The sequence below is a fragment of the Mycolicibacterium insubricum genome (assembly GCF_010731615.1).
In the GTDB taxonomy this organism is placed as follows: domain Bacteria; phylum Actinomycetota; class Actinomycetes; order Mycobacteriales; family Mycobacteriaceae; genus Mycobacterium; species Mycobacterium insubricum.
Genome location: NZ_AP022618.1, coordinates 1,963,719 through 1,979,029, shown reverse-complemented (window position 1 = coordinate 1,979,029; position 15,311 = coordinate 1,963,719). Strand labels below are relative to the sequence as shown.

Genomic DNA, 15,311 nt, shown 5'->3' with positions numbered 1-15,311 from the left:
TGGGCGGAACCGGTGGTGGAACTTGCCTCGACCGATCGGTGGACATCGGCGCGGCGCGCTGCTTTGTGCGGTATGAACATCCGGTGAGCAACCACAACGTGAACCTGACCGCAGAAGAAGACTCGCTGGTCTCCCAGAGCCATCCCGAGGCGCTGGCCCGGATGGACGAGCACCAGTTGAAGGATCTGCAGCACCGACTCCGAACGGCGAGGGAAAAGAACTTCAGCCTGCTGCGGCGTCAGGGCGCCGCCCGCGTGGAGGCCGAGGGAGCGCGCGGCGCGGCCGAACCCGCCAATGAGAAGCGCAACGAGAAGGTCGAGGTTCTCGACGAGGCACTGGCGCGGGTGGGCCGGCGTATCCAGAGTCTGCCCGGGGCCGAGTAGCCGCCGTAACCGCCACTGGGGCGAGGCGGGGAAGCCGCTCGGTGTTCTCTGGCCGGGGAGCGAATTGCGCCCGCACGGTGCCTCAACATGGGACAGTTCAGTTCATCACACGGTCGGTGGCCTGGAAACGCGGCAGCCGCACCCGTCCGGGGCGCACGACCATCGACGAATAGGCGGGCGGACAGATGGGCACATTGGACGGCAAGGTCGCCATCATCACCGGTGGCGCCGGCGGTATCGGCGTGGCAACGGCGAGGCTGTACGTGCAGGAGGGGGCCACCGTCGTGCTGGTCGATCTCTCCGAGCCTGCGCTTGAGGCCGCGGCGCGCGAGATCGGCGGAGCGGTGTCCTACATCGCCGCCGATGTCACCGACGACGAACAGGTGCGCGGTTTCGTGCAGCGCACCGTCACCGAGCACGGCCGCCTCGACGTGCTGTTCGCGAACGCCGGCATCGAAGGAGTGGTCAGCCCGATCGTCGACTACCCGATGGACGTCTTCGACCGGGTGATCGCCGTCAACCTTCGCGGGGTTTATTCCTCTCTGCGGCACGGCATTCCCGCCATGGCCGCATCCGGTGGCGGCAGCATCATCGTCACCTCCTCCATCGCCGGTCTGCACGGATTTCCCGGCCTGTCGGCCTACGTCGCCACGAAACACGGACTGGTCGGTCTGATGCGGTCTGCGGTACTCGAATGCGCCGACAACGGGGTGCGAGTGAACACCATCCACCCGTCCCCCATCAACACCAGGATGATGCGCGCCATCGAGGAAGGCGCGGCACCGGGGGCTCCTCAGGAAGCGGTGAAGCAGTTCGAGGCGGCGATCCCGACGGGTCGCTACGGTGAACCCGAGGAGGTCGGCAGTCTCGCGGTTTTCCTGGCCTCCGACGCGAGCAGATTCATCACCGGCGCCACCATTTCGATCGACGGTGGCATGTCGGTCGGATAACTCCCGGACTGCCCAGTCGTCCGCACGCTGTCAGCGCAACCGATCGGATTCGATCGGCGCGAGGATGAGATCGTCAGCCATCGGGTTGCGCTACCGTCCAGCAGCGCGGCCGGTCACCAGCGGCAGGTCCAGCGGCGTGAAGACACCCGGGGGCGCGGACACCACCCCGGGGATCGCGTTGACGGCCGGCATCGCGGTGGTGGTGCCGATGTCGAACGACTCGAAATCCGCCGGCGCGAACGACAGCTTGAGCCGGACGTTGGGGTCCCCGGTGATGCTCACCAGGTAGCCGTTGGCCAGCTTCCATTCCGGCTCCTGCCGGTGACCCAGGATCGTGCCCAGGGTCCAGGTCGTGCGCAGGTCTGCCACCGGCGTCCCGGCGCGCGTAGCGGTCCAGGTCGCGTCGATCCCGGCCACCGAACCGGCCGGGATCTGGAGGAAGCCCAGGTCCCGGTCGGTGAGCGCGACGGCACATTCCACGTTCAGGTCGATCCCGTCGATCTCGACGCCGATGGCACGCGCCATCGACGAGACGGCCTCGGCGTAATCGGGTTCGGTGGCCAGCAGGGTGGTTTTGATCGCCTCGGTGTCCGGCGGTCCGCCGAACCCGTACCCGGACCAGGTGGCCGCGTTGCCGTAGAGGAAACAATCCATGGACTCGGTGACGCTGATCCGGCTGACGTGGCGGCACATCGCGGTTGCGGCCAGCGCCACCGTGGGGACGTGCATCGGATTCATCCCGGTTCCGACCAGCGTGGCCGCACCCTCCTGTGCGGCGGCCGACAATCGTGCGCCGGCGTCGTCGGGGTAGTACTGGCCGTTGACCAGCCGCGCGGTGGTGACGACGTTGACTCCGCTGCGCAGGAGTCGCTCCAGCTCCGCGATGTCGGGCCAGTGCGGCATGTAGACGACGCAATCGGGCTCGGCCGCCAGGATCGCCTCGATGTCGTCGGTTGCCGTGACGCCGACCGGATCCCGACCGGCGAGGACACCCGCGTCGACCCCGCGTTTCTGCGGACTGTGGCTGTACACCGCGACCAGCTGCAGCCGCGGATCGTCGAGTATCGCGCGGATCGCGCTCGCCCCGACGATGCCGCTGGTCCATTGCGCGACCCGGATCGGGCCCGTCGCCTCAGACATCCCACACCACGTTCAGTCGCGCCGGGGAGCGCATCAACGTGCCTTCTATCGTCGGCGGCGGGCAGTCGGGATCCAGACGCAGTCCCGGCAGCGAATCCAGCAGCGCCCGAACGAGATCCTCGGTCTCCAGCTTCGACAGGTGCATGCCGATGCACATGTGGACGCCGTGGCCGAAGGCCAGCGCGGACCGGTACGGGCGACGCAGGTCGAAGCGCTCCGGGTCCTCCCACCGCACCGGGTCGTGGTTGGCCGCGCCGATCACCACCTGGACGGTCGCGCCGGCCGGGATGGCCACTCCCCCCAGTTCGGTGTCGCGGGTGGCCCGTCGGGGGACGAACTGCAGCGGCGTCTCCCAACGGACCGCTTCGTTGACCGCGGCGCTCAGGGCGGCCGGATCCGCACGGACCGCGTCGAGTTGGTCGGCGTCCGACAGCAGCGCCACCAACAGCGACGACGAGGAACGGTAGGTGGTCTCGGCTCCGGCCGGCAGCAGCAGGCGCAGGAACGAGTAGATCTCCTCGTCGGTCAACCGTTTGCCGTCATGCTCGGCGTGCACAAGGACCGAGATCAGGTCGTCGGTCGGGTGGCGGCGCCGTTCTTCGAGCACCGAGGCGAACATCTCACCCAACCGATCCGCACTCGCCCGGCCTTTGTCGATGTCATAGGACTGTGCAACGAGTTTGATTGCGGTGTAGTGGAATTCGGCACGCTGATCGTCGGGCAATCCGAGGATGGCGGCGAAGGTCCGCATGGGAAAGTCGAACAGGAAGCCGCGGACCAGATCGGCCCGTCCGGCGGGACGCAGCTCGGTGGTCATCGTGGTCAGCAGTGGCGTCACGAACCGCGACTGCCAGGTGTCCATCGTCTTCGGCCCCAGCGACGGCTGCAGCAGGTGCCGGTACTCGCGGTGTTCGGGCGGGTCCATTTCGATCACCGAGCGCCCCATGACCTTTCCGATCATGTCGTGGTAGGCGATGCTACTGAACGTGTCGGTGTCGCGCAGCGCCGCCACGGCGGCGTCGTAGCCGTAGACGCTGAACACCGGCGCGGCGTCGGCCGAGTTCCCCGGCATACCCAGATGGGGCAGTCCGGCGTGCACCGGCGATTCCGACCGTAGGGCGGCATAGGCCGGATAGGGCGCGGGCTGCCCGAAGCCGCACAGCAGGTTGAAGGTCTCAAAAAGCTGCCACGCTCTGTCGTCATCACCCGATCCGGCATCCGGGGCTGCCATGATTTCAGATGCAGTCTGCATGTGAGTTACCGTAACAGCCGTGAACCGTCAGCAACAGGCCCTAGCCACACGCGCGGCGATCGTGGCCGCGGCCCGGGAGCTGTGGGCCGAGCGCGGGTTCTTTGCCACCAGCACGTCGGACATCGTCACGGCCGCCGGAGTCGGTACCCGGGGGGCGTTCTACGCCCACTTCCCCAACCGCGAGGAGTTGTTCCTCGCGGTCTTCGACGAGGTGCAACAGCAGCTGTCCTCGTCGCTGTCCGGCGCGCAGCTCACCTCGGGCGACCCGCTGACCGACCTCCAGCACGTGCTCCTGGGCTTCCTCGACGTCGTCGCGGCCGCGCCCGACATCCAGGCGTTGCTCGTCGACGGGCCGGCGTTGTTCGGCCCGACCCGCTGGCTTCGGGCCGAACAGGCGCGCGGGCTGGCGCCGATCGAAGCGCGCATCCGCGACGCCATCGAGGCGGGCGTGATCGACGACCAGCCGACCCGGCCGCTGGCGATGATCCTGCTGATGTTGGTCAACGACACAGCGCTGCTGATCGCCACCGCCGAGGACCGGACCGCGGTGCGCGCCGATGCCGGGACCGCCCTGTCACGGCTGGTGGCCGGGCTCCGGTCGGCCCGGACACCGACCGGGCGCGACTCCGAGGGTTAGCCTCCTCGAAACAGACCGCGGGCCAGAAGATTTCTCCTCTGGCCCGCGAAATCTATTGTGACACTACAACATGCAGCTGACGCAGCCCTCCACCTCAGTTCCCTCCAGGGCCATCTGACGCAGCCGGATGTAGTAGAGCGTCTTGATTCCCTTGCGCCAGGCGTAGATCTGCGCTTTGTTGACCTCGCGGGTGTTGGCGGTGTCCTTGAAGAACAGCGTCAGGCTCAGCCCCTGGTCCACGTGCTGGGTGGCCGCGGCGTAGGTGTCGATGATCTTCTCGTAGCCGATCTCGTACGCGTCCTGGTAGTACTCCAGGTTGTCGTTGGTCAGGTACGGAGCCGGGTAGTAGACGCGACCGATCTTGCCTTCCTTGCGGATCTCGATCTTGGATGCCACCGGGTGGATCGAGCTGGTGGAGTGGTTGATGTAAGAGATCGACCCGGTCGGCGGGACGGCCTGCAGGTTCTGGTTGTAGATACCGTGCGCGGCCACCGACTCCTTCAGCTTGCGCCAGTCCTCCTGCGTCGGGATGTGGATCTCGGCGTCGGCGAAGATCTTTCGCACCTTCTCCGTCGCCGGCTCCCAGACCTGGTCGGTGTACTTGTCGAAGAACTCACCGGTCGCGTACTTGGACTCCTCGAAGCCCTTGAACTTGTGGCCGCGTTCCAGCGCAATACGATTCGACGCCCGCAGCGCGTGGTACAGCACGGTGTAGAAGTAGATGTTGGTGAAGTCCACACCCTCTTCGGAGCCGTAGAAGATCCGCTCCCGCGCCAGGTAGCCGTGCAGGTTCATCTGCCCCAGGCCGATGGCGTGCGAATCGTTGTTGCCCTTCTCGATCGAGGGCACCGAGGCGATGTGGGTCTGGTCGCTCACCGCGGTCAGCGCCCGGATGGCCACCTCAATGGTCTGGGCGAAGTCCGGTGAGTCCATCGCCTTGGCGATGTTCAGCGAGCCCAGGTTGCACGAGATGTCCTTTCCCACGTGCGCGTAGGACAGGTCCTCGTTGAACACCGACGGCGTGGAGACCTGCAGGATCTCCGAGCACAGGTTGGAGTGGGTGATCTTGCCCTTGATCGGGTTGGCCCGGTTCACCGTGTCCTCGTACATGATGTACGGGTAGCCGGACTCGAACTGCAGCTCGGCCAGGGTCTGGAAGAACTCGCGGGCCTTGATCTTGGTCTTGCGGATCCGCGCGTCGTTGACCATCTCGTGGTACTTCTCGGTCACCGAGATGTCGGCGAACGGCACCCCGTAGACCTTCTCGACGTCGTACGGCGAGAACAGGTACATGTCCTCGTTGTTCTTCGCCAGCTCGAAGGTGATGTCCGGGATCACCACGCCCAGGCTCAGCGTCTTGATCCGGATCTTCTCGTCGGCGTTCTCCCGCTTGGTGTCCAGGAAGCGGTAGATATCCGGGTGGTGCGCGTGCAGGTACACCGCGCCGGCACCCTGACGCGCGCCGAGCTGGTTGGCGTAGGAGAACGAATCCTCCAGCAGCTTCATGATCGGGATGACACCGGAGCTCTGGTTCTCGATGTTCTTGATCGGCGCACCGTGCTCGCGAATGTTGGTCAGCAGCAACGCAACTCCACCACCGCGCTTGGACAGCTGCAGGGCCGAGTTGATGGAACGGCCAATCGACTCCATGTTGTCCTCGATGCGCAGCAGGAAGCAGCTCACCGGCTCACCGCGCTGCTTCTTGCCCGAGTTGAGGAACGTCGGGGTGGCCGGCTGGAACCGGCCGTCGATGATCTCGTCGACCAGCTTCTCGGCCAGCGAGGTGTCCCCCGACGCCAGGGTCAGCGCCACCATGACCACACGGTCCTCGAAGCGCTCCAGGTAACGCTTGCCGTCGAAGGTCTTCAGCGTGTAGCTGGTGTAGTACTTGAACGCGCCCAGGAAGGTCGGGAACCGGAACTTCTTGGCATACGCCCGGTCGGTCAGCGTCTTGACGAAGTTGCGGCTGTACTGGTCGAGCACCTCGCGCTCGTAGTAGTCGTGGGTGATCAGGTAGTCGAGCTTCTCGTCCTGATTGTGGAAGAAGACGGTGTTCTGGTTCACGTGCTGCAGGAAGTACTCGCGGGCGGCGAGGACGTCCTTGTCGAACTGAATCTTGCCGTCGGCGTCGTACAGATTCAGCATCGCGTTGAGCGCGTGATAATCCGTTTCGCCCGGGAGGGCGTGCACGCTGGTGGTTACCGGCTCTGCAGCTGTGACGGTTGGTGACACGGGAGTTCCTTCCAGAATTCTTCCAGTCCCGCGCGGACGGCGAAGACGTCGTCCACGGTTCCCATGAGTTCGAATCGATAGAGGTAGGGGACGCCGCATTTGCGGGCGACCACATCGCCGGCGTAGCCGAATTCGGCTCCGAAGTTGGTGTTGCCCGCGGCGATGACGCCCCGGATCAGCGACCGGTTGTGTTCATTGTTCAAAAACGCGATGACCTGCTTGGGGACGTATCCCCCGGCGTCGGGATCCGGGCCGTTGGCCCGGCCTCCGCCGTAGGTCGGCAGGACCAGCACGTAGGGCTCGTCGACCTCGATGCGGCCGTGCAGCGGGATCCGGGTGGCCGGCAGTTCCAGCTTCTCGACGAATCGGTGGGTGTTCTCCGACACGCTGGAGAAGTAGACGAGGTGCGCCATGGTTTTCTCCCGGGTTGATCGGCTGGTGCCGGCGGGGACGGTGCGGCCCCACCGGACGTGCTGGCCGGTGGCTAGGCCGTGGCGGCGACGACCGAGCCGAGCGCCTTGATCCGGTCCGGCCGGAAGCCCGACCAGTGCTCGGAGCCGGCCACCACGACCGGCGCCTGCAGGTAGCCCAGCGCCATCACGTAGTCACGGGCCTCGGTGTCGACGGTGATGTCGACGATGTCGTAGGCCACGCCCTGCTTGTCCAGCGCCTTGTAGGTGGCATTGCACTGCACACACGCGGGCTTGGTGTACACGGTGATCGACGGCTGGCTCATGTTCGGCAGGCTCCCCTCAGCGAAACTGGTACAGGTATTCATGCGGGTCGGCCGAGAGCCGGTCCACGGGCCTCCCGACCCCCGAATCCCCTGCACACCGGTCCGTGATTTCCGCTGCTCACCCGCGGGTGAGGGATCGGATTCGACGGACTTTCCGGTGTTGGACACTTGCGGCCTGTTGGCGTCTCGAACACTACACCTAGTGGCCGACAAAGCGAAGAGATACAAGATGTTCTGAACAACATTCGTGAAATTCCCAGGTCGTAAGCACCTCCCGCGGGTTTTTCGGCCCCGTCTCCGGCGTGTCGCCGATCACAACGCGCCGAGCCCGGTGTTCCGGTTGCCGTCGCCCACTCTCTGTCTAGCAGTGACCACCGACAAACCCGCCCGGCACCGGAGCCCGGTTGCGCCAGCAAAGTCGATTCAGTCGGGGGTCACCGCGCCGGCCAGCGCCTCGACGGCTTCGCGGACCGCGGCGGCGACGGTGTCGACGTCCCCCGGGTGCCGGCCGTCGAGCTGCTTGGCCGGCAGCGACAGGGTCACCGATTCGACGACCCGGGCCCCGGCGATGCCGAGCGACTTGCGGACCTCGTCATGCGCCCACACTCCGCCGAAACGGCCCAGCGCGGTGCCGATCACCGCGGCCGGCTTGCCTTTGAGCGCGCTGTCGCCGTAGGGCCGCGACAGCCAGTCGATGGCGTTCTTCACCGTCGCCGGAACCCCACCGTTGTATTCGGGGGTGACGATCAGGACGGCGTCGGCGGCCTCGACCGCCGCGCGCAGCGCCACGGCTGCCGCGGGCCGATGCTCGTCGACGTCGAGATCCTCGTTGTAGAACGGCACCTCCCCCAGACCTGCCCCGCCCGGCCCGTCGCCGTAGACCGCGACGCCCGCCCGCTCCGGGGCGCCGCCGACGGCCACCTCGGCCAGCTGGCGGTTCACCGAAGCCGCCCGCAGGCTGCCCAGCAGGATCAGGATGTGAGTGTTCGTCATGGTCGTACGCCCTTCAGTGACGGTCCCGGCCGGAAGGCTCCCCGGCATTTCGCCGAGAATAACCGGACTCCGGTCCGGTTTATTTCCGGCCGGGCTAGACTTCCGCACCATGGTGCCGGAACGCGTTGATGCCGCCCGCAACCGCACCCGGCTACTCGACGCCGCACGCCGGTTGATCGCCGAGCACGGCGCGGCCAACGTCACCATGGACGACGTCGCCACCACTGCGGGCGTCGGCAAGGGCACGTTGTTCCGCCGGTTCGGCAGCCGCGCCGAGCTGATGGCCGTGTTGCTCGACGAGGACGAACAGGCCAGTCAGCAGGCCTTCCTGTTCGGCCCGCCGCCCCTGGGCCCCGGCGCCCCACCGCCGGCCCGGCTGTGTGCCTTCGGCGAGCACCGGATCCGGTTCGCCCACCGTCACCACGACCTGCTCAGCAGCCTCACCCGCGGTCCTCGGCCGCCGGACAATCCACCGGATTCCGTCCTGCGCACCCACATCCGCATCCTGCTCGCCGCGGCCGGCACCACCGGCGACCTGGACGCCCAGGCCGACGCCCTCACCGCACTGTTCGACGCCGACTACATCCAGGCCCGCCTGGACGCCGGGCACACCCTGGACGAACAGATCCGGGCCTGGCAGTCGGTCGCGACCAAGCTCTGCGGCCACTGACCGACCGCAGCGCCGGCGGCCACCGCCGGCTGTCGGTCCCGGTGTCTAGGGTCGGGGCATGCTCTCCACCGTCGCCATCCGCGGCTACCGTTCGCTGCGCGACCTGGTGCTGCCGCTGCGCGGGCTGACCGTGATCACCGGTGCCAACGGATCCGGTAAGTCGAGCACCTACCGGGCGCTGCGCCTGCTCGCCGACTGCGGCCGCGGCGAGGTGATCGGGTCACTGGCCCGCGAGGGCGGGCTGGGCTCGGCGCTGTGGGCCGGCCCGGAGACCCTCGGTGCGGCGCGCAGTACCGGCCGGGTGCAGGGCACCGCCCGCAGCGAGCCGGTGTCGCTGGCCCTGGGGTTTTCCGCCGACGACTTCGGCTATCTGATCGATCTCGGCCTGCCGGTCTATGCCGGCCACAATTCGGAGTTCAGCCGTGACCCGGAGATCAAGCGGGAGGCGGTGTTCGCCGGGCCGGCGCTGCGCCCGGCCGGCACCCTGGTGCACCGCGACGGCCCGTATGCCGCGGCCCGCGACGACTCGGGCGAGTTCGCGAAACTGACCCAGGGCCTGCCCAGCTATCGCAGCGTGCTGGCCGAATACGCCCAGCCCGCGGCACTGCCCGAACTCGCCGCGGTGCGCGACCGGTTGCGCGGGTGGCGGTTCTACGACGGTTTCCGCGCCGACGCCGATGCCCCCGCCCGACTGCCGCAGGTGGGTACCCGCACCCCGGTGCTGGCCGACGACGGTCGCGACCTGGCCGCCGCGCTGCAGACCATCATCGAATCCACCGGTGCGGACCGTCTGGCCGACGCCGTGGCCGATGCCTTCGCCGGTGCCACGGTGGCGGTCACCGTGCGGGAGGGGTTGTTCGACGTCGCGCTGTCCCAGCCGGGTCTGCTGCGCCCGCTGCGCGGGGCCGAACTGTCCGACGGCACACTGCGTTTCCTGTTGTGGTCGGCCGCCCTGCTGAGTCCCGAGCCGCCGTCGCTGATGGTGCTCAACGAGCCGGAGACCAGTCTGCACCCGGAGCTGCTGGCGCCGTTGGGCCGGTTGATCGTCGCCGCGTCGCGGTCCACCCAGGTTGTGGTGGTGACGCATTCGGCCGCACTGCGCGATGCCCTGGGTGCGGTCGGTGACCCGTCCGGCGACAGCGACGCCGTAGAACTCGAGCTGTACAAGGACCTGGGCGAGACACTGATCCGCGGTCAGGGTCTGCTGGACGCGCCACCCTGGCACTGGGGATCGCGCTGATGACCGAAAAGCCAAGTGGCGCTCCGCGATTACTCTCTGTCACACCGCCCGACCTCCAGCGCCTACCGGATGTTGTTGGAAATCCGCTTGACGATCTCGGCGGCCTGTTTGCCCGGTTCCGGCGCGCAGCTGCGGACATCGATGACGACGTTGGAGACGGCCTGCATCGCGCGCTGGCAGATCCGCCCGGGCATCGACAACAGGATCGTCGTGCGGTCGTCGACACTCTCGTAGCCACCGATGCTGACCGACACCGGCGCCCCGTCGGCGCCGGGGAACGTCGCCACCGAGTGGTCGCAGTGCCGCCAGGACGAACCCAGGTCGTCCTCGAAGGAGCCGGCGGCGTCGGCATCCGGGAACGCCACCATCGCCTCCTCGACCATGCGGTTGGGTTCGGTGGGGTCGATCACGGTCTGGCCGGCCAGCGCGGTGAAGCCGGAATCGGCGGTGTAGACCGAAGCACTGGCCACCTCCACGGCACTGGTGCAGTCCGGCGGTGTGATGGCCGTCGTGCGCGGCTTGTCGAACCGGGCCGGCGTGGCCTTTCCCATCGGCGACGAGGACATCTCCGAACCCAGGGCCGACGGCGACATCAGCAGGCCCGCCAGCTGGTCCTCGGCCACCGGCTGTTTGGCCGGCTTGTCGTCGTCGGACTCCCACGACGCGCCGACGCTGACCTTGCGGGTGCCGCTGTCGCGGGTGATCACCGACAGCCCGGTCAGCACCAGCGCGATCACCGCGACGATGCCGATGACCGCTGCCCAGCGCACGGCGGAACGCTCCTTGCCCGCCGCCGCGGCCGGTCGGGGTCCGGTGTCGGTGGGGGCACCCGGTGCGGCAGCCCCGGGCACCGGGCGCGCGACCGTCGCACGCAGCCGCGGCAACCGCAGCCGCCAGCGCAGCGCAGCGCCGTAGGCCAGTGTGAGCACCACCAGTGCAGCCATGTCCAGCAGCCACCAGCGCGCCTCGTGGAACCACAGCTGGTCCTTATTGGTCTCCAGCGGCGAGGCCTTGAGTAGGTCGATCGTCGAGGCGGTCGCCGCATAGCCCCAGCGGGCCGGCAGCAACCAGGACAGCTGGGTCAGCCCGATACGCCCGGTCACCGGGATCATGCCGCCGGCGAAGACGATCGACAGCATGATGGTGACCACCAGCATCGGCAGGATCTGCTCGGTGGATCTGGCCAGCGAGGACAGCAGCAGACCCAGCACCGCCGACGCGATGGCGGTCGCCGTCAGCGCCACGTACAGCTCCAGTACCGGGCTGCCGAGCAGCACCGCCCCCTGGGTCGGGCCGCCCTGGCCGGCCACCACGATCACCAGCAGCACCGCCGTCTGGATCGCCGCCGCCAACGCGTAGACCACGAACTTGGCAGCCAGATACGCCGAGGCGGACAGCCCGACGGCCTGTTCCCGCCGGAAGATCGCCCGCTCGCCCACCAGGTCCCGGATGGTCAGCGCGGTGCCCATGAACACCACCGCGATGTTGAGCAGGATCAACAGCTGCGCGGCCTGCTGCGGCGACGAACTGCTCGACGAGGCCCGGCCCAGGCCGGTGTGGCCGGGCACCACCAGCGCCAGCGAACCCAGCACGAACGGCAGCAGGGCCAGGAAGACGAAGTACGCCCGGTCAGCCAGCATCAGCCGGAACTGGCGCCGCGCCACCGTGGAGAGCTGGCGGCGCAGGCTGGTAGCGGCCGGGGATCCCATCGGGCCGCCGGTCAGCGCGGGCTCGGGCGGCGTGGTGTAGCCGGAGCGGGCCAGGAACGCCGAGTGCGCGCCGTCGGGATCGGTGGAGATCCAGGCGAAGATGTCGGCCCAGTCCGAGGTGCCGATGGCGGCCGCGACGGCGCCCGGCGCGCCGGCGTAGGCGGTCTTGCCGCCCGGGGCCAGCAGCAGCACCTGGTCGCACACGTTGAGGTAGGTCAGCGAGTGGGTGACGACGACGACCACCCGGCCGGCGTCAGCCAGTCGGCGCAACATCGCCATCACATGGCGGTCCAGCGCCGGGTCCAGTCCGGAGGTGGGCTCATCGAGGATCAGCAGCGAGGGCCCGGTCAGCAGCTCCATCGCCACCGACACCCGTTTGCGCTGACCGCCGGACAGCTTGTCGATGCGGGTGTCGCGATGCTCGGTGAGTTCCAGCTCGGCCAGCACGTCGGCGATGACCCGGTCCCGGTCGTCGCGACTGGTGTCCGGTGGCAGCCGCAGTTCGGCGGCGTACTGCAGGGCGCGCTGCACGGTCAGCTGGCGGTGCACGACGTCGTCCTGCGGCACCACGCCGATGCGGGAGCGCAGCGAGGCGTACTCGGCGTGCACGTCGTGCCCGTCGAAGCTGACCCAGCCGGTGGTGGGGTGGTCACCGCCGCCGAGCACCCGGATGAGCGTGGATTTGCCCGCTCCCGACGGGCCGATCACCGCGGTCAGGGTGCCCGGCCGGGCCTGGAACGACACGTCCTGCAGCAGTGCCTTGTCGTCCTCCACGGTCAGGCCGACCCGGTATGCGGCGACCCCGGCGGTGTGTGGCGCGGCCTCCCGGGGCACCAGGGTGGTCCCGTTGAAGGTGAGGTCGGTGTTACCGATGGTGACGACGTCACCGGGGGTCAGCAGGGCGGTCATGATCCGCGCACCGTTGACGAACGTGCCGTTGCTGGAGTTGTCCCGGATTTCGACGCCGGCGGGGGTCCGCACCAGGAAGGCGTGCAGGCGGGAGGCCAGCGCATCGACGACGACGACGCCGCTGTCCTCGGCGCGCCCGATCACCACCGCTCCCGGCGGCGGGCCGGCCGGGCGCTGCGGCAACACCCGCTTGACCACGTTGGTCATCCGGGACACGGTGTCGTTGTCGACGGGCACCGGGGTGCGCATGTCCCCCGGCCCGATAGGGACACCGGGCTGCGGGGGCATCGGTCGGGGCGCCATCGGCGCGGGTCGCGGGGGTGCCGGCGGTTGCGGCGGCGGGCCCACGGGTCCGGACCGGGGCCCGGTCTGGGCGCATCCCAGCGCGTGCACGTCGGCGAGTCGGATGATGGTGGTGCTGAGCTGGAAGGTCAGGCGCGGGCCGTCGGGGGCGCCGAGAGCGATGGCGACGTCGTCGGTGATCGGGACCCGTGACACCCGGTTGCCGTCGACGAAGATGCCGTTGCTGCTGCGATCCTCGGCAACCCAGTCGGCGCCCTCGGTGTGCAGCACCAGGTGGGTGCGCGAGATCAGGTCCTGAGCGGCGTCGATGCGGATGTCACAGGCCGGGTTGCGGCCCACCAGGACCTCGCGGCCCGCGGGGAAGGTATGGATCGCCGACCCCATGCGCACGGTGAGCGGCGCCGCGGCCCCCACATCGACCATCCCCGTAGTCCCGTCTGTCGGGCGACGCACTGCGTCGCCTGCGGCTGATCACTGCGACAAACTCAAATACTGCCAGGGTGGGGCGCCCAACCGGTACGCCAATGCGGGAAACCGGCCTCAGCCGCGCGGCCGCAGCGCCCGGGAGAACAACACGTTCACGCGCTTCATGGTGAAGCTGTACGGGAACCACGCCCACCGTTTGAAGGCGTACAGCGCCCAGATGTCGGGCGAGGTGTAGATGAGAAAGCGGTTGCGCGCCACACCCGCGAGGGTCTTTTCGGCCGCGCGTTCCGGGGAGATGGCGTGTCCGCCGAACCGCTGCACCCAGCGGTCGACCTTCGGGTCATCGCGGTCGACGCCGGCGATCTCGACGGTCTTGACCAGCCCGGTGCGCACCGCGCCGGGGACCACCACCGACACCCCGATGCGGTGCCGGGCCAGGTCGAAGCGCAGCACCTCGGAAACCCCGAGCAGTCCGTATTTGCTGGCGCTGTAGGCGGCATGCCAGGGCAGCGCCACCAGGCCGGCGGCTGAGGAGACGTTGACCAGTTGTCCACCGCGGCCGGCGGCCATCATCGGCGGGATGAACGTCTCGATGACGTGGATCGGGCCCATCAGGTTGATGTCGACCATGGACCGCCACTGCCGGTGGGTGAGCTGGTCGACGGTGCCCCAGGCCGACACCCCGGCGATGTTGAACAGCAGGTCCATCGATCCGTGCTGGGTGTGGATATCGGCACCGAAGTTGGCGACGGCGTCGTAATCGGAGATGTCGAGGGCGCGGGCCTGCGGCACCGAGGCACCCAGTGCGCGGGCGTCGGCGGCGGTGGCGGCCAGCCCGTCGGGATCGCGATCGGTCAGATACAGCTCGGCGCCGTCCCGGGCCAGTTGCAGGGCCACGGCCCGTCCGATTCCGCTGGCGGCGCCGGTCACCAGGCAACGTTGGCCGGCGAAAGATTTGCTCATCCCGTTGACGATACCGGCGGAAGCGGTGTTGGCGATACCGGCGGTAACGGTTCGGCGCCGCCACCCCAGAGCGAATACAGCCACAGTCGTTCCAACACGGCCAGCGCGCCATCACGGTTGCGCTCCGGGCCGATGAACGTGGGGTCACCGGACAACATGAACGACGAAGTCGCACTCAACACCCGGATCAGCGCCTCCAGGTCGTCACTGATCGGGCGGGCGGTGCCGTCCTGCACCTCCGCGCGGACCAACGCGACGATCTGACCGACCAGGACGTCGATCTGACCGTCCAGGATCTCCCGGATCTCGGCGTCGGTTTCCCGGGCACGCCGGCACGCGGTCACCACCGGGTCGTTGTGGGCGAAGGCGAGCGCGGCGCTGGCCACCATGCGGCGGGCAAATTCCGCCGGTGACTCGTCGGCACCTCGGGGGGCGAAGGATTCGGTCAGCCGCTGCAACTCGGCGGTGGCTTCCGCCAGAATCTGGGCCAGCACGGCGTATTTGGAGTCGAAGTAGAAGTAGAAGCCCGAACGGGCGACCCCGGCGCGGTCGCTGATGGTGCTCACCGACAGATCGGCGAACTCCTTTTCCTGCAGCAACTCCCGGACGGCGGCCACGATCGCCTCGCGTTGCCGGTCACCGCGGCTACGCGGCTCGGTCACCACGTGGGAACCCTGATCTTCGTCCATCCGGTCAACGATGCCTCACGACGCGCCGGAAAAAAACTTGACAGCTGTCAAGTTCGCCCGGCACGATATCTGTGAGTGA

The 15,311-nt window shown here is 68.3% G+C and carries 13 protein-coding genes and 2 pseudogenes; 5 read left to right on the top strand and 10 right to left on the bottom strand.

Going from position 1 to position 15,311, the window contains the following annotated elements:
- The first annotated feature begins 83 nt into the window (after nucleotides 1-83).
- Complete coding sequence (locus G6N16_RS09455) at nucleotides 84-383, top strand: hypothetical protein (RefSeq protein WP_083029558.1); 300 nt, start codon at nucleotides 84-86, stop codon at nucleotides 381-383.
- A 185-nt stretch (nucleotides 384-568) separates the two neighbouring features.
- On the top strand, nucleotides 569-1,333 hold the full coding sequence (locus G6N16_RS09450; RefSeq protein WP_083029503.1) for an SDR family NAD(P)-dependent oxidoreductase: 765 nt from the start codon (nucleotides 569-571) through the stop codon (nucleotides 1,331-1,333).
- 90 nt (nucleotides 1,334-1,423) lie between these two features.
- Here G6N16_RS09450 and G6N16_RS09445 read toward each other — a convergent pair whose 3' ends face one another.
- Both G6N16_RS09445 and G6N16_RS09440 read right to left on the bottom strand, forming a co-directional pair.
- A complete protein-coding gene (locus G6N16_RS09445) occupies nucleotides 1,424-2,473 on the bottom strand; it encodes an NAD(P)H-dependent amine dehydrogenase family protein (RefSeq protein WP_083029502.1) in 1,050 nt (349 codons plus the stop codon).
- Nucleotides 2,466-3,725: a cytochrome P450 gene (locus G6N16_RS09440; RefSeq protein WP_083029501.1), complete on the bottom strand. Its 1,260-nt coding sequence runs from the start codon at nucleotides 3,723-3,725 to the stop codon at nucleotides 2,466-2,468. The genes G6N16_RS09445 and G6N16_RS09440 overlap by 8 nt, the downstream gene beginning before the upstream one ends.
- Before the next feature lie 19 nt (nucleotides 3,726-3,744).
- Here G6N16_RS09440 and G6N16_RS09435 point away from each other — a divergent pair, with 19 nt between their 5' ends.
- The gene (locus tag G6N16_RS09435; protein ID WP_083029500.1) at nucleotides 3,745-4,362 is read left to right on the top strand and encodes a TetR/AcrR family transcriptional regulator; all 618 of its coding nucleotides are present in this window, start codon (nucleotides 3,745-3,747) and stop codon (nucleotides 4,360-4,362) included.
- Between the two features lie 63 nt (nucleotides 4,363-4,425).
- On the opposite strand, the gene nrdE is transcribed toward G6N16_RS09435, so the two are convergent.
- The 4 genes from nrdE to G6N16_RS09415 form a co-directional block, all read right to left on the bottom strand.
- On the bottom strand, nucleotides 4,426-6,594 hold the full coding sequence (nrdE, locus tag G6N16_RS09430) for a class 1b ribonucleoside-diphosphate reductase subunit alpha (protein WP_083029499.1): 2,169 nt from the start codon (nucleotides 6,592-6,594) through the stop codon (nucleotides 4,426-4,428).
- The gene (gene nrdI, locus G6N16_RS09425) at nucleotides 6,561-7,007 is read right to left on the bottom strand and encodes a class Ib ribonucleoside-diphosphate reductase assembly flavoprotein NrdI (protein WP_083029498.1); all 447 of its coding nucleotides are present in this window, start codon (nucleotides 7,005-7,007) and stop codon (nucleotides 6,561-6,563) included. Before nrdI ends, nrdE begins: the two co-directional genes overlap by 34 nt.
- Nucleotides 7,008-7,078: 71 nt before the next feature.
- Nucleotides 7,079-7,330: a glutaredoxin-like protein NrdH gene (gene nrdH, locus G6N16_RS09420; protein WP_083029497.1), complete on the bottom strand. Its 252-nt coding sequence runs from the start codon at nucleotides 7,328-7,330 to the stop codon at nucleotides 7,079-7,081.
- Between the two features lie 423 nt (nucleotides 7,331-7,753).
- A complete protein-coding gene (locus G6N16_RS09415) occupies nucleotides 7,754-8,323 on the bottom strand; it encodes an NAD(P)H-dependent oxidoreductase (RefSeq protein ID WP_083029496.1) in 570 nt (189 codons plus the stop codon).
- Nucleotides 8,324-8,432: 109 nt separating this feature from the next.
- On the opposite strand from G6N16_RS09415, the gene G6N16_RS09410 reads away from it, so the two are divergent.
- Both G6N16_RS09410 and G6N16_RS09405 read left to right on the top strand, forming a co-directional pair.
- A complete protein-coding gene (locus G6N16_RS09410) occupies nucleotides 8,433-8,993 on the top strand; it encodes a TetR/AcrR family transcriptional regulator (protein WP_083029495.1) in 561 nt (186 codons plus the stop codon).
- Between the two features lie 58 nt (nucleotides 8,994-9,051).
- The gene (locus tag G6N16_RS09405) at nucleotides 9,052-10,233 is read left to right on the top strand and encodes an AAA family ATPase (RefSeq protein ID WP_083029494.1); all 1,182 of its coding nucleotides are present in this window, start codon (nucleotides 9,052-9,054) and stop codon (nucleotides 10,231-10,233) included.
- A 62-nt stretch (nucleotides 10,234-10,295) separates the two neighbouring features.
- Here G6N16_RS09405 and G6N16_RS21760 read toward each other — a convergent pair.
- The 4 genes and pseudogenes from G6N16_RS21760 to G6N16_RS09390 form a co-directional block, all read right to left on the bottom strand.
- Nucleotides 10,296-10,844 (bottom strand): annotated as a pseudogene (locus tag G6N16_RS21760) (sensor domain-containing protein); the annotation flags it as partial.
- 270 nt (nucleotides 10,845-11,114) lie between these two features.
- Nucleotides 11,115-13,577, bottom strand: a pseudogene (locus tag G6N16_RS09400) (ATP-binding cassette domain-containing protein); the annotation flags it as partial.
- Between the two features lie 117 nt (nucleotides 13,578-13,694).
- Nucleotides 13,695-14,543 carry an SDR family oxidoreductase gene (locus tag G6N16_RS09395; RefSeq protein WP_083029492.1) on the bottom strand — a complete coding sequence of 283 codons (849 nt, stop codon included), beginning with the start codon at nucleotides 14,541-14,543 and terminating at the stop codon, nucleotides 13,695-13,697.
- Nucleotides 14,540-15,232, bottom strand: coding sequence for a TetR/AcrR family transcriptional regulator (locus G6N16_RS09390; protein ID WP_083029491.1), 693 nt, complete (start codon nucleotides 15,230-15,232; stop codon nucleotides 14,540-14,542). Before G6N16_RS09390 ends, G6N16_RS09395 begins: the two co-directional genes overlap by 4 nt.
- Nucleotides 15,233-15,311 lie beyond the last annotated feature (79 nt).

Coding starts and splice junctions, on each gene's coding strand:
- G6N16_RS09450 (WP_083029503.1), top strand. CDS start 569: ATGGGCACATTGGACGGCAAGGTCGCCATCATCACCGGTGGCGCCGGC.
- G6N16_RS09445 (WP_083029502.1), bottom strand. CDS start 2,473: ATGTCTGAGGCGACGGGCCCGATCCGGGTCGCGCAATGGACCAGCGGC.
- G6N16_RS09440 (WP_083029501.1), bottom strand. CDS start 3,725: ATGCAGACTGCATCTGAAATCATGGCAGCCCCGGATGCCGGATCGGGT.
- nrdI (WP_083029498.1), bottom strand. CDS start 7,007: ATGGCGCACCTCGTCTACTTCTCCAGCGTGTCGGAGAACACCCACCGA.
- nrdH (WP_083029497.1), bottom strand. CDS start 7,330: ATGAGCCAGCCGTCGATCACCGTGTACACCAAGCCCGCGTGTGTGCAG.
- G6N16_RS09415 (WP_083029496.1), bottom strand. CDS start 8,323: ATGACGAACACTCACATCCTGATCCTGCTGGGCAGCCTGCGGGCGGCT.
- G6N16_RS09410 (WP_083029495.1), top strand. CDS start 8,433: ATGGTGCCGGAACGCGTTGATGCCGCCCGCAACCGCACCCGGCTACTC.
- G6N16_RS09405 (WP_083029494.1), top strand. CDS start 9,052: ATGCTCTCCACCGTCGCCATCCGCGGCTACCGTTCGCTGCGCGACCTG.
- G6N16_RS09395 (WP_083029492.1), bottom strand. CDS start 14,543: ATGAGCAAATCTTTCGCCGGCCAACGTTGCCTGGTGACCGGCGCCGCC.
- G6N16_RS09390 (WP_083029491.1), bottom strand. CDS start 15,232: ATGGACGAAGATCAGGGTTCCCACGTGGTGACCGAGCCGCGTAGCCGC.